We start from the raw sequence: 12,694 nt of genomic DNA on the forward strand, positions 1-12,694 counted from the left end.
GGCCAGGCTGGCACACTCGCTGACCATGCGGCAGTTGGCGGACACGGCACGGGATCTGGTGGCGGCCTCACATCCGCTGCCGGTGCTGGCGGTCACCTCGGTCGCCGCCGGGCTGGCGGCCGGCTCGGGACACGGGACGGGCGGGATGGTGACGGTCACCGCCGCGGTGCTGGCCGGGCAGTTGTCGGTGGGCTGGCTCAACGACCTGGCCGACGCCGGGCGGGACGCCCGGACGGGCCGGGCCGGGAAGCCGGTGGCCGAGGGCCGGCTGGGGGTGCCGCTGATGCGGGCCGCGGTGGTGGCCGCCGCGCTGGCGGCGGTGGTGCTGTCGCTGCTCGCCGGGCCGCTCGCGGCAGCCGCGCACATTCTGGCGCTGGTCTCGGCCTGGGCCTACGACCTGGGGCTGAAGGCGACGAGGTGGTCGGTGGTGCCCTACGCGGTGTCGTTCGGGCTGCTGCCGGCCTTCGTGGTCCTGGCACTGCCCGGGCAGCCGGTGCCGCCGTGGTGGCTGGTGACGGCCGGGGCGGTGCTCGGCTGTGCGGCGCACTTCGTGAACGCGCTGCCGGATCTGGCCGACGACGCGGCGGTGGGCGTGCGCGGGCTGCCGCACCGGCTGGGCGCGGCCCGCAGCCGCGCGGCGGCCGCCGTTCTGGTGCTGGCCGCCACGGGGCTGCTGGTGCTGGGCCCGCCCGGCGCCCTGTCGGATGTGCGGCTGCTGGCGCTGCCGGCGGCGGTGCTGACCGTCGGCACGGGCCTGCTGCTGGGCCGCAGGCCCGGATCCAGGGCAGCGTTCCACGCGGTGCTGCTGGTGGCGGTGATGAACGTGGCGCTGCTGGTGTCCGCCGGGGTGCCGGCGGGCTGAGCGGCGCCGGGCTCACTCCTCGGCGGCCTGCCCGTCGCCGGTGCCGCCGGTGCCGCTGGTCCGGGCCTGGGCGCCGTGCGGGGTGAACCGGGCCTCCAGCATGCCGCTCACCACGCGGGTCTGGAAGACGGGCTGGGGTGCGGTGGCGGGGCCCTTCACGTTGTAGCCGTCGGACAGCCGGAAGGTGCTGCCGTGCCAGGGGCACTCGACGCAGCCGTCGGCCACCTTGCCCTGGGAGAGCGGTCCGGCCAGGTGGCTGCACCGGTCGGCGAGGACGTGCGCGGTCTGCGGGTTCTCCGCGACGACCACCACGGGGACCTCGCCCACGGTGCGGCGCACCGGCTCTCCGACGGGGAACTGCGACATCGAGCCCAGTTCGTGCCAGCCGGGCTCGACGATGTAGGGGACCTGCTCGGCGTGGTTGGCCCCGGCGGCCTGCCGGTACGCCAGGTGGCCGCCGAGGGAGCCGCTGACGCCGACCAGGGTCAGCCCGGTGAAGCTCAGCGTGCGGCCCAGCCGGCGCCGGCCGCCGATCCGGGCGGCCAGCGATCCGCCGTACAGGGCGACGGCGGTGACGTTGAGCACGGCGTGCACGAGTCCGACGCGCATGTGCGGCTTGTGGAGTTCGGCCCAGTCCGCCCAGCCGCTGATCGCGGCCGGCGCGGCCCCGGCCAGGCCCACGCCGACCAGGGCGTCGGCGGCGCGGTGCTCGCCGGGCATCAGGTCCAGGGCCGCGGCGGACAGCCAGGCTCCGATGGGCACCTGGACCGCGATGGGGTGGAAGGGGTGGCCCAGCTGGCGGCCGTGCAGGAGGTCGCGTCCGCCCCGCGGGATCCGCCGCACCCGGCGGCGGATGGGCGGCAGCAGCGGGTCGAGCCGGGTGTCGGATTCGAGCCGTTCCACGGCGGTCAGTACTCTGCCGGGCTCGTCGGTGCGGGGGGCGGGCGGGGCAATCGCGGAGAACAGGGAGAAGATCCGTGAAATGCGCATATCGGCGTGTTCCCGGATCGTTTCCCGGTGAAACGCCCCCGGTGCGGCGACCGCGGTGGCACCGGGGGCGTGGCGGAGGGGATGCCGGTCAGCGGCCGGTGAGGTCCTCCCGGTCGATGTCGGCGGCCTCCATCTCGTCCATGAGTTCGTGGCCGAGGTCCGACAGGCCCTCGGGCCGGTCCGAACGGGCGGCCCGGCGGTCCCGCTCGGTGTGCGGCGCGGCGGGGTCGGGGCCGGCCTCGCTGGCCTTGCCGGTCTTCGGACGGTTCTCCTCGGGCACGGTCATGTCGCCTCCGGCGTGGTGTGTCTGTGCGTGCGCGGTCCGGTCCGCAGTACCCGGCCGGGCCGCCGTCAACCGTCCGGCCGAGCGCCCCGGGCGGCCGGCGGGCGGGGGAAGACGCAGTCGCCGCAGACGCCACCCCCGGGAACGCGGTAGTACAGGCAGCACGAGCAGCGGCGGAAGCCCGTGCCGGTGAGGGAGCCGGTGTTCCGCAGGCCGGGCATGGCCAGCAGGGCGGCCACCAGCTCCCGCGCCCGGTCCGCTCCCGGCGTGTGGGCGAGCTGCCGCTGCGCGCCGGCCAGCGCGGAGGCGGCGTTGCCGCGCAGCAGGCCCGCGGAGACCGGTACCTCCGCGCGCAGGACCCCGGCCAGCGGCTCCAGGTGGGTCCGGTACACCTCCTCGTGGAGCTGTCCGGCCAGTCCGGCGGTCCGCCGCGGGCCGCCGGCGGGGCCGGGCAGGGCGTGCGCCCCGGGCAGCCACAGGTCGTCCCCGGTCGCGGCACGCGGGTCCCAGTGCAGCCGGGCGGGGTCGAGCCGGGGGACGGCGCCCAGCAGGGCGGCCGCGCCGAGCGCCGGCGACCACAGCCGGGAGGCCAGGCCGAGCTGGGCCACGGACGCCGCGACCCGCCGCTCGCCGGCGCCGGTCCCGGCGGCGACGAGGTCGATGCGGCGGCGCAGCGGCCCGGTGTCCCCGGCGTAGAGGCGGGCCAGGGGTACGGCGGTGGGCGGGGGCGCGGTGGTGCGCAGGGCGAAGAAGCTGCCCAGGGACGTCACGTCGGTCAGCTCCACCGAGGGCCCTTCCGGTCGGGTGCGCGGCCGCCGGGCGGCGGACCGGCCACCTGTCGATCATCGCACCGGGGCAGTCGGGGCCGTCCCGTAGGCTCGCGTCATGCGAACGTCACCGCACAGCCGGAAGCTGAGCTTCGCGGGGGCCCACGGCGACTGCCTGGCCGCCCGGCTGGAGCTGCCCGCCGACCGCGAACCGGTCGCCTACGCGCTGTTCGCCCACTGCTTCACCTGCGGGAAGGACCTGCCGGCCGCCACCCGCATCGCGCGCGGGCTGGCCGCGCGGGGCATCGGGGTGCTGCGCTTCGACTTCACGGGGCTGGGCCGGTCCGGCGGGGACTTCGCGCACACGAACTTCAGCTCCAACGTGGAGGACCTGGTGCTGGCGGCCGACGCGCTGCGGCAGGAGTACCGGGCGCCGTCGCTGCTGATCGGGCACTCGCTGGGCGGGGCGGCGGTGCTGGCCGCGGCGGAGCGCATCGAGGGGGTGCGGGCGGTGGCGACGGTGGCCGCGCCCGCCGACCCCGGCCACGTGGAGCATCTGCTGTCGGAGGCGACGGCGGAGATCCGTGAGCGCGGCGAGGCCGAGGTACGGCTGGCCGGGCGGACGTTCCTGATCCGCCGGCAGTTCCTGGACGACATCGCCGACCAGCCGCAGCGGGACCGGATCGGCGGTCTGGGGGTGCCGCTGCTGGTGCTGCACTCCCCGCAGGACGAACTGGTGGACGTCGACAACGCGCGGCTGATCTTCGAGGCCGCCCGGCATCCCAAGTCGTTCGTGGCGCTGGACGGCGCCGATCATCTGCTCAGCGGCAGGGAGGATCCCGGCTGGGTGGCGGACCTGCTCGCGGTGTGGGTGCGGCGCCATCTGCCGGAGACGGGGGCCGGCTGACCCCGGTCCTCCGTCGCCGTGTCCCGGAGGCGAACCGGACGGGAAGGCTCTAGCCTGGCGATCCCGGACAAGGAGGCCGAACGGTGACACAGAGCTGCGACGTGATCATAGTGGGCATGGGGCCCGCCGGGGAGCGGGTCGCCGGGGAACTGGCCGCGGCCGGGATGGACGTGGTGGGCGTCGAGGCCCGGCTGCTGGGCGGCGAGTGCCCCTACTGGGCCTGTGTCCCGACCAAGATGATGGTCCGCGCCGCCGGCCTGCTCGCCGAGGGCCGCCGGATTCCGGCGATGGCCGGCTCGGCGGAGGTCCGCGCCGACTTCGCCCCGGTGGCCGCCCGGATCCGCAAGGAGGCCACCCACGACTGGGACGACACCGCCGCCGTCGAGCGCTTCACCGCCGCCGGCGGGAGGTTCGTGCGGAGCCACGGCCGGCTGGACGGCCCCGGCCGGGTGCTGGCGACCGACGAGACGGGCGGGAAGCAGGAGTTCGGCGCCCGCCTCGGGGTGGTCCTGGCCACCGGGTCCGCCCCGCGGGTCCCGCCCGTGCCGGGCCTGGCGGGCACTCCGTTCTGGACGAACCGGGAGGCCGTCGAGGCACAGGAGGCCCCCGCGTCGATGATCGTGATGGGCGGCGGGCCGGTCGGCGTGGAGTTCGCGCAGGCCTTCGCCCGTTTCGGCACCGACGTCACGGTGGTGGAGGGCCGCGACCGGCTGCTGCCGGGCGAGGAGCCCGAGAGCAGCCGGCTGGTCGAGGAGGCGCTGCGGGCCGAGGGCGTGGCACTGCACACCGGCAGCCGGGCCGGCGGCGTCGCCCACGACGACGGCGTCTTCACCGTCACGCTGGACAACGGCACGGAACTGACCGCCGGGTGCCTGCTGGTGGCCACCGGGCGCGCGGTGGACCTGGCGGCCCTCGGGGTGGAGTCGGTGGGCCTGGACCCGGAGGCCACGACGCTGGCGGTCGACGAGCGGATGCTGGCGGCGCCGGCCCTGTGGGGCGTCGGCGACATCACCGGCAAGGGCCCCTTCACCCATGTGGCCATGTACCAGGCGGACATCGCGGTCCGCGGCATCCTCGGCGGGGACGGGCCGGTGGCCGACTACCGGGCGCTGCCGCACGTGACGTTCACCGACCCCGAGGTCGGCTCGGTCGGCCTGACCGAACAGGCGGCCCGCGACCGGGGCCTGACGGTACGCACCGGGACGGCCGACGTGTCCGCCGCCGCCCGCGGCTGGATCCACCAGGAGGGCAACCGGGGCCTGATCAAGGTCGTGGAGGACGCCGACCGGGGCGTGCTGGTCGGGGCGACCTCGGTGGGCCCGGCCGGCGGCGAGGTGCTGTACGGCCTGGCGGTGGCCGTCCAGGGAGAGGTCCCGGTGGACACACTGCGGTCCATGATCTACGCCTATCCCACCTTCCACCGCGCCGTGGAGACCGCCCTGGCGGACCTCTCCTGACCACCCCGCGCGCCCCGCTCCCCCGCCGCCCGGCCGGGTGTCTCAACCTGGGGGTAGCGTCCTGCGTCACAGGGGCACGAGGCGAGGAGACGGCATGACGAGCAGGGGGCAGTCGGTGGCGGACCGTCCGGGGTCCGGGCCGGACGGCGCGGAGAGGCCGGCGCACGAGGAGCCGCGGGCGGAGCCGGCCGGGGAGGCGGAGGCACCGCCGGCCTGGCGGGTGCTGCTGGGCTACGCCCGCCCCTACCGGGCAGCGCTGGTGGCCGGCGGGCTGCTGTCCCTGGTCACCGGGGCCACCGGGCTGGCGCTGCCGCTGGTGGCCCGGCAGCTCATCGAGAACCTTTCGCGGGACGAGTCGATCACCGGCGCGCTGCTGCTGATGAGCGGGCTGGTCCTGGCCAACGCGGCGCTCGGCGCCCTGGGCGGTTACGTGCTGCAGCGCACCGCCGAGTCCGTGGTGCTCGGCGCCCGGCGGGCGCTGTCCTCGTTCCTGCTGCGGCTGCGGATCTCCTCGGTGGACCGCAGCGAGCCGGGCGATCTGATGGCCCGGATCACCTCGGACACCACGCTGCTGCGCTCGGTCACCACCGACTCCCTGGTGGGGCTGGGCACCGGAGGGCTCACCCTGGTGGCGACGCTGGTGATGATGGGCGTCGTCGACCTGCCGCTGCTGGGCGTGACGCTGGGCGTGGTCGTGCTGGCGGGTGTGGTCATCGGCGTGATCGTGCCGCACATCAACCGGGCCACGAAGCGGGCCCAGGAGTCGGTCGGTCTGATGGGCGCCTCGCTGGAGCGGGTGCTGGGCGCGCTGCGCACCGTCAAGGCGTCCGGCGCGGAGCACCGCGAGGAGACCGCCGTGCACGCGGCGGCCGAGGCGTCCTGGCGGGAGAGCGTGCGGGCCGCCAAGTGGAGCGCGCTGGCCGGCAATACGGCGGGCCTGGCGATGCAGCTCGCGTTCATCACCGTGCTGGGGTTCGGCGGGGCGCGGGTCGCCACCGGCTCGATCGACGTCGGCACGCTGGTGGCGTTCCTGCTGTACGTGTTCTACCTCATGGCGCCGCTGCAGCAGGTGGTGGCCGCCGTCACCCGGTATCAGGCAGGGGCCGCCGCGATCGCCCGCATCCAGGAGGCCGAGCGGCTTCCCGTCGAGCCCGCGCACGCACCGGCCGCGCTGCCCGGACCGGACGCCGCGCCCGCCTCGCTGGAGTTCGACGACGTCCGGTTCCGGTACGCCGAGGACCTTCCGCCGGTGCACCACGGGGTCGGCTTCACGGTCCCGCCGCGCGGCATGACGGCCTTCGTCGGCCCGTCGGGGGCGGGCAAGACCACGGTGTTCTCCCTGGTCGAGCGGTTCTACGAGCCGGACTCCGGGCGCATCCTGCTGGACGGCAAGGACGTGCGGGACTGGGAGATACCCCAACTGCGGGCCGCCATCGGGTACGTGGAGCAGGACTCGCCGGTGCTGTCCGGGTCGCTGCGGGAGAACCTGCTGCTGGGCGCGCCGGACGCGGGCGAGGACGCGCTGGCCGAGGTGCTGCGCACCACCCGCCTGGAGGACCTGATCGGGCGGCTGCCCGAGGGTCTGGACACCCTCGTCGGCCACCGCGGCACCAAGCTGTCCGGCGGCGAGCGGCAGCGGGTGGCGATCGCCCGTGCGCTGCTGCGCCGGCCCCGGCTGCTGCTGCTGGACGAGGCGACCTCGCAGCTCGACGCGGTCAACGAGTCGGCGCTGCGCGACACCGTCGCGGAGGTGGCGAGCCGCACCACGGTCCTGGTCGTGGCGCACCGGCTGTCCACGGTGACGGCGGCCGACCGCATCGTGGTGATGGACGCGGGGCGGGTGCGGGCGGTGGGCAGCCACAGTGATCTGGTGGCCGCCGATCCGCTGTACGCGGAGCTGGCCGCCACCCAGTTCCTGGCCGCGGCCGACCCCTCCGGGGCGGCCTGACCCCGGGCGCGCCTCCGGGTGCGACACTCACCGGATCGGCGTAATGTCCGATATATGACCGTGAAGACCTATTTTCCGGAAGGCGCGCCCTGCTGGGCCGACGTCATGGTTCCCGACCCCGACGCCGCCCGGGCGTTCTACAGCGAGCTCATGGGCTGGATGTTCGAAGAACCCGATCCCAACGTCGGGGGTTACACCTCGGCAAGCCGCGACGACAAGGCCGTCGCCGCGGTGATGCCGCAACCGGAGCCGGCGCCCACCGCCTGGGGCGTGTACCTGTCGGTCCCCGACATCGAGGCCACCGTGGAGCGCGTCCGGGCCGGCGGCGGCCAGATCATGACGGAGCCCATGCCCATCGCGGACATCGGCACCATGGCGGTGATCGCCGACCCGGGCGGCGCGGTGATCGGCCTGTGGCAGGCCGGTGAGTTCCCCGGCTTCGAACTCCAGGGCAGGCCCGGCAGCTTCTCCTGGGCCGAGGTGTACACCCACGAGAAGGAGAAGGTGGACCGCTTCTACGCCGACGTCTTCCATCTCGAAGGCAAGGACTCCGACGACCCCACCTACGACTTCCGCGTGTGGGCGCCCTCCGGGCAGCCGGTGGACGACGAGCACGCCGTACTGGGCCGGTGCCGGATCGCCGACCCGCTGCCGGCCGACATGCCCGCGCACGTACGCATCTACTTCTCGGTGGAGGACTGCGACGCCACCGTGCGCACCGCCCAGCGGCTCGGCGGCAGACTCCTGGAGGACCCGCAGGACAGCCCCTACGGGCGCCACGCCGTCCTCGCGGACAACCAGGGGGCCGCGTTCGCCGTCCTGGGCCCGGCTCCCGCTTCTTGAATTATCCCCCCGGGGGACCGCACAGTGGGGGGCGATGCCGGCCGACCTCGTCCTCCGCGGCGGAACTGTCCTCGACGGCACCGGGTCGCCCGGTCGCCGCGAGGACGTCGCCGTTTCCGGCGGCAGGGTTCTCGCGGTGGGCCGGGATCCGGGCATACCTGCCCGTCGGGTGCTGGACGTCTCCGGTGCCGTGGTGTGCCCGGGCTTCATCGACCTGCACTCGCACGCCGACTTCACCGTCATGGCGAACCCCGGCGCCCTCACCCAGATCACCCAGGGCGTCACCACGCTGGTCACCGGCAACTGCGGCTTCTCGCCCTTCCCCGTGGTGCCCGAGCACGCTCACGAACTCATCGCGCTCAGCGGCTTCCTGGCCGACGGCCTGGACTGGAACTGGTCCACCGCCGGGGAGTTCGCCACCGCCGTGGACCGGCTTCCGCTCGCCGTCAACGTCGCGCTCCAGGTCGGGCACGGCGCGCTGCGCACCGCCGCCATGGGCACCGCCGACCGGGCACCGACGGTCCAGGAGCTGGCCCTGATGCGGGACCTGCTGCGGCAGGCCGTGGCCGACGGCGCGGTCGGCCTGTCCAGCGGGCTGATCTACCCGCCGGGCGCCTACGCCGGCAGCGCCGAGCTGACGGGCCTGGCCGGCCGGGCGGCGGCAGCCGGACTGCTGTACTCCACCCACCTGCGCGACGAGGGAGACCGCCTGGGCGAGGCCGTGCGGGAGGCGCTCGACGTCGCCCGGCGAACCGGGGTACGGCTCCAGATCTCCCACCTGAAGTCCTCCGGACGGCGCAACTGGGGCGCGGTGGAAGGCGCGTTGAAGGCGATCGAGGAGGCGCGCGCGGAGGGCCTGGACGTGGCCGCCGACCAGTACCCCTACAGCGCGTCGAGCACCACGCTGACCAGCGTGCTGCCGGGCCGGGCGATGGACGGCGGGGTGGCCGGGCTGCTGGCCCGGATCGCCGACCCGGAGCAGTACCGGCGGCTGGCCGCGGAGCTGGCCGCCGAGGAGGGCGCGGGCTTCGCACCGGACCGCATCGTGCTGGCCGACACCCCGCAGGGCCCGTTCCGGGCGTACGTGGGCCGTTCGGTGGCCCAGATCGCCGCCGAACTGGGCGTGCCGGCCGGGCAAGCGGTGCTCGACATCCTGTGGGCACAGCGCGGCCAGGCCGGCATCGTGCACCACTCGATGTCCGAGGACGACGTGCGCCGGGTGATGCGGCATCCGGCGGTGGCGGTGGCCAGCGACGGCTGGGTGCTGGGCTGCCCCGGGCGCGGCCTGCCCCACCCGCGCAGCCTGGGCACCTTCGCCCGGGTGCTGGGCCGCTACGCGCGCGACGAGCGGGTGCTGGAACTCCCCGAGGCGGTACGCAGGATGACCTCGCTGCCGGCCGCCCGGCTGCGCAGCAGGGACCGGGGCGTGCTGCGCCCGGGCGCCGTCGCCGACCTGGCCGTGTTCGACCCGGACGCCGTCACCGACCGGGCCACCTACGACCGCCCCTGGCAGACGGCCACCGGCGTCCTGCACACCGTCGTCGCCGGGCGGCTCGTCCTCGAGGACGGCCGGGCCACCGGTGAGGCGCCCGGCCGCGTGCTGCGGGGCCCCGGCTGGTCCGGCCGGGCCCGGCCGGAGGGGGAGGCGGTCAGCCCACCGTCGTGACCGTGCGCCACTGCGGGAGGAGCTCGTCGAGCAGCGCCTCGGTCTGGGCGGGCAGCGGCTGGTCCCCGTAGAGGCCGTGATGGTGGGCCACCAGCCAGGTCGCGGCGCCGGAGAGCCACTCGGGGCGGCCGGTCGCCTGCGCGGAGCGCAGCAGTTCGTTCCACAGCCGCTCGTCGGCGGGCGCGGCGGCCAGCGCGGAACGGATCGCCGTGTACGCCTTCTCCCCTTCGCCCGCGGCCAGTTGCGCCGAGGACAGGGTCAGGGCGGTCTCGGCCACCAGCAGCGGGTACTGGGCGTCGACGATCTCGTGATCCAGCCAGCCGAACCTTCCCTCGGCCCGGCAGCCCTCCAGCAGCGGGCCGCGGGCCAGGGCCAGCGCGTCGGTGAGCTGCCGCACGCGCTCGGCCGCGGGGACGCCCCGGGCCTCGTGGACGGCGCGGTGGTGCAGCGTGCACAGCACGTCCCAGTCGGAGACCACGCGGGGGGACAGCGTGAGACGGCCGTCCTCGCCGGTGACCAGCCGCTGCGCGCCGCCGGCGTCACGGCCCAGCCACTCGCGCAGCCGGGCGATCAGGGCGTCCCGCACGTCCTCGGGACCGCCGCGCGGCCACAGCGCCGAGCCCAGCACCCGCGGGTGCACGCCCCGGCGGTGCAGGAGCAGCAGCGCCAGCGCCTCGCGGAGCTGCCCGGCGCGCTCACTGCCGGGCTCGGGCAGGCCGGTGATCTCGTAGCCGCCCATCATCCGGACGTAGACCTCGGGCTTGCCGCGCTCGGTCAGGTCGACGCGGAACGCCGGGCCGGTGATCTCACCGTTGTCGCCCGGTTCCCGGGTCACCTCGGCGAACAGCTCGACCACGGCGGCCCGCTGGGCGGCCGGAAGCAGCTGGGCGGTCAGCTCCAGATCCATGTCGGGCTCCTTCAGCAGCCCGTCCCCGGTCACCTCGAACTCCCAGGCCACCCCGGGCAGGCCGGTTCCGCCGGAGGAGACCAGGTAGCCGATGCCCAGCGGGGCGGAGACCGCGGCGAGTCCGGCCAGCCGCTCCGCCTCGTCCTCCGCGAGCGGGGAGCCGACGACCACCAGGTGCGGGGCCCACTGGCGCCGGCGGGCCGGGCCCGTGCGGCCGGTCAGGACACTGTCCTGACCGGCGTGTTCGAGGGCGCCGCGGCGCAGCGCGGTCTCGGTCTCCATGACCTCCAGCAGCGCCGCGGTGTCCTCCAGGTGGCGGACCCGGGTGGGGGCCAGCGCCGTCAGGTCGGCACCGAAACCGACCAGGGTCACCGTCATGCGGTCCGACCAGCCGCTGGTGGCCAGTTCGGCGGCGATCGAGGACAGCACCGCGTCGCGGTCGCGCGCCGCGCCCGCCACCGTCACGATGCCGGGAACGGCCTCCAGGTTGAGCAGCAGCCGCATGCCGTCCCGCATGCCGAGGCTCACCAGGCCGGGGTAGGGAGCCTCGGCGTCCTCCGGGCCCGTCCGGCCGGTCAGCTGCGAGCGGCTCAGCGTCCAGTAGGTGTCGCCGCTGCCCGGCTGCCAGGGGGCGGGCGGGCGGCCGGCCGGCGCGGCCAGCTGAAGGTGCAGTTCGTCCTCGCCCAGCCAGGCGGCGTACACGGCGGGCAGGGTGCGTCCCTCGTCGTCCAGGGCGGCGGACAGCCGGCGCAGCGCGCCGTCGAGGAAGGCGACGGCCGACGGGTCCGCGCCGATGAGCAGCGCGTCGCGGGCGTCGGCGGCGTTCCCCTCCGGCTCCAGTCCGTCCCCGACGCCCCGGCCGGCCAGTACCCCGGCGGCCGACTGCCACAGCGCCTGGCGGCGGCTGCGGCCCAGCGCGGCCAGCAGCCCGGCGGCCAGCAGCGGGGCGCCCATCAGGGCGTCGGACAGGCCGAAGGCGGAGCCGGCCGGAGCCTCGGTGTCCTCCGCGGGCTCGGTGTCGTAGGCCGGCACGGTGCCGTCGGCCGGCTCCTCGCCCTCCGGACGGGTGAGGTCGGCATGGCCGGTGCCGGCGTCCTCCTCGCCTCCGGTGTCACCGCCGGCATCGCCTGCGGGCTCCGGGTCGGGCCACTCGGTGTCGCCGGTGCCGCGGTACTCCTCCAGTTCGGCCACCTCGTCCTCGGTGAGCTCCACCAGGTCGTCGGGCATCTGGACGAGTTCGCCGCCCTCGGCGTCGGCGGGCATCTCCAGGATCCAGCCGGGCCGGATCAGGCTGGCCTCGGTGAGCCGGGAGCCGTCGGGCTGCACGCGGTCCTTGTTGAGCTGGTAGATCTCCTTGTAGCGCAGGCCGTCGCCCAGGTGGCGCTCGGAGATCCCCCACAGCGTGTCGTGGTGCCGGCCCTCGGGCGGCTGGATGCGGTAGTACTTCGTGGCCTCCGCGGTGTCCGCCGCCCCCGCGGAATCCGCCGTCTCCGCGGCCTCGGCGGCCTCCGCCGCGGTCCCCTCCCCGCCGGTGTTCCGGTCGGCCCGCAGCACGGAACCGTCCTGGCCCGTCCCGCCGTCCTCCTGCGCCGCCTCGGCGACCACCGCGGGCGGCTGGTGGAACGCGGCGCCGAGCTGTCCGAGGCCGGGAGCGAACCCGGCGGCGGTCGAGCCGAGCAGCAGCAGCGCGCCGACGAGCTGACGGGCCAGCAGCTGGCTGGGGCCGGCTCCCGGCACGCGGCGCGGCAGTCCGACGCCGGAGACCGCGGCGCGGATCTCCACCAGCACGCAGGCGGTGAACTGCGCCCAGGCCACCCACACCAGGACGGCCAGCACATTGATGAACACCTCGGTGCCGATCTCCTGGCGCAGCGCGTCCAGCCCCGGCATCGAGGAGGGCAGCGGCCAGCCGATGAAGTACGCCAGCGACAGCGGCACTCCGGCCACCAGCACCGCCAGGGCGAGGAACGCCCCGAGGGCACGCAGGATGTCGCCCGGGCCGCGTCCGGTCTTCACCGGCACGGGCGTACGGTTCCCGGGGCTGGGGGTCGTGGTGCGCGCCAT

Annotated in this window: 10 protein-coding genes; 6 read left to right on the plus strand and 4 right to left on the minus strand. The window is 75.7% G+C overall.

What is annotated here, in order from left to right; translation table 11 throughout:
- Positions 1–25 precede the first annotated feature (25 nt).
- The gene (locus ABD299_RS05825) at positions 26–862 is read left to right on the plus strand and encodes a UbiA family prenyltransferase (RefSeq protein WP_344259417.1); all 837 of its coding nucleotides are present in this window, start codon (positions 26–28) and stop codon (positions 860–862) included.
- A gap of 12 nt (positions 863–874) precedes the next feature.
- Here ABD299_RS05825 and ABD299_RS05830 read toward each other — a convergent pair whose 3' ends face one another.
- The 3 genes from ABD299_RS05830 to ABD299_RS05840 form a co-directional block, all read right to left on the minus strand.
- On the minus strand, positions 875–1,852 hold the full coding sequence (locus ABD299_RS05830; RefSeq protein WP_344259418.1) for a Rieske (2Fe-2S) protein: 978 nt from the start codon (positions 1,850–1,852) through the stop codon (positions 875–877).
- Positions 1,853–1,940: 88 nt separating this feature from the next.
- The gene (locus tag ABD299_RS05835; protein ID WP_344259419.1) at positions 1,941–2,138 is read right to left on the minus strand and encodes a hypothetical protein; all 198 of its coding nucleotides are present in this window, start codon (positions 2,136–2,138) and stop codon (positions 1,941–1,943) included.
- 65 nt (positions 2,139–2,203) lie between these two features.
- Positions 2,204–2,920 (minus strand): (2Fe-2S)-binding protein, encoded by a 717-nt coding sequence (locus ABD299_RS05840; protein ID WP_344259420.1) that lies wholly within the window; start codon positions 2,918–2,920, stop codon positions 2,204–2,206.
- A 100-nt stretch (positions 2,921–3,020) separates the two neighbouring features.
- Between ABD299_RS05840 and ABD299_RS05845 the strand changes: the two genes are divergently transcribed.
- The 5 genes from ABD299_RS05845 (at position 3,021) to ABD299_RS05865 (ending at position 9,723) form a co-directional block, all read left to right on the plus strand.
- Entirely contained in the window at positions 3,021–3,809 is a 789-nt protein-coding gene (locus ABD299_RS05845; protein WP_344259421.1) for an alpha/beta hydrolase family protein, read from the plus strand.
- A gap of 83 nt (positions 3,810–3,892) precedes the next feature.
- The gene (locus tag ABD299_RS05850; RefSeq protein WP_344259422.1) at positions 3,893–5,266 is read left to right on the plus strand and encodes a dihydrolipoyl dehydrogenase family protein; all 1,374 of its coding nucleotides are present in this window, start codon (positions 3,893–3,895) and stop codon (positions 5,264–5,266) included.
- 94 nt (positions 5,267–5,360) lie between these two features.
- Positions 5,361–7,214, plus strand: coding sequence for an ABC transporter ATP-binding protein (locus ABD299_RS05855; RefSeq protein ID WP_344259423.1), 1,854 nt, complete (start codon positions 5,361–5,363; stop codon positions 7,212–7,214).
- Between the two features lie 54 nt (positions 7,215–7,268).
- A complete protein-coding gene (locus tag ABD299_RS05860; RefSeq protein WP_344259424.1) occupies positions 7,269–8,057 on the plus strand; it encodes a VOC family protein in 789 nt (262 codons plus the stop codon).
- 34 nt (positions 8,058–8,091) lie between these two features.
- Positions 8,092–9,723, plus strand: a complete 1,632-nt coding sequence (locus tag ABD299_RS05865; RefSeq protein ID WP_344259425.1) for an N-acyl-D-amino-acid deacylase family protein — start codon at positions 8,092–8,094, stop codon at positions 9,721–9,723.
- Here the strand turns inward: ABD299_RS05865 and ABD299_RS05870 are convergent.
- The gene (locus ABD299_RS05870) at positions 9,707–12,694 is read right to left on the minus strand and encodes an AfsR/SARP family transcriptional regulator (protein ID WP_344259426.1); all 2,988 of its coding nucleotides are present in this window, start codon (positions 12,692–12,694) and stop codon (positions 9,707–9,709) included. The genes ABD299_RS05865 and ABD299_RS05870 overlap by 17 nt on opposite strands.

The organism is Streptomyces sodiiphilus, assembly GCF_039529215.1.
In the GTDB taxonomy this organism is placed as follows: domain Bacteria; phylum Actinomycetota; class Actinomycetes; order Streptomycetales; family Streptomycetaceae; genus Streptomyces; species Streptomyces sodiiphilus.

Bases quoted from the DNA above. Each gene is read 5' to 3' on its own strand.
- ABD299_RS05825 (WP_344259417.1), top strand. From the start codon at position 26: ATGCGGCAGTTGGCGGACACGGCACGGGATCTGGTGGCGGCCTCACAT.
- ABD299_RS05860 (WP_344259424.1), top strand. From the start codon at position 7,269: ATGACCGTGAAGACCTATTTTCCGGAAGGCGCGCCCTGCTGGGCCGAC.
- ABD299_RS05835 (WP_344259419.1), bottom strand. From the start codon at position 2,138: ATGACCGTGCCCGAGGAGAACCGTCCGAAGACCGGCAAGGCCAGCGAG.
- ABD299_RS05830 (WP_344259418.1), bottom strand. From the start codon at position 1,852: ATGCGCATTTCACGGATCTTCTCCCTGTTCTCCGCGATTGCCCCGCCC.
- ABD299_RS05870 (WP_344259426.1), bottom strand. From the start codon at position 12,694: ATGGCGCGCACCACGACCCCCAGCCCCGGGAACCGTACGCCCGTGCCG.
- ABD299_RS05845 (WP_344259421.1), top strand. From the start codon at position 3,021: ATGCGAACGTCACCGCACAGCCGGAAGCTGAGCTTCGCGGGGGCCCAC.
- ABD299_RS05865 (WP_344259425.1), top strand. From the start codon at position 8,092: ATGCCGGCCGACCTCGTCCTCCGCGGCGGAACTGTCCTCGACGGCACC.
- ABD299_RS05855 (WP_344259423.1), top strand. From the start codon at position 5,361: ATGACGAGCAGGGGGCAGTCGGTGGCGGACCGTCCGGGGTCCGGGCCG.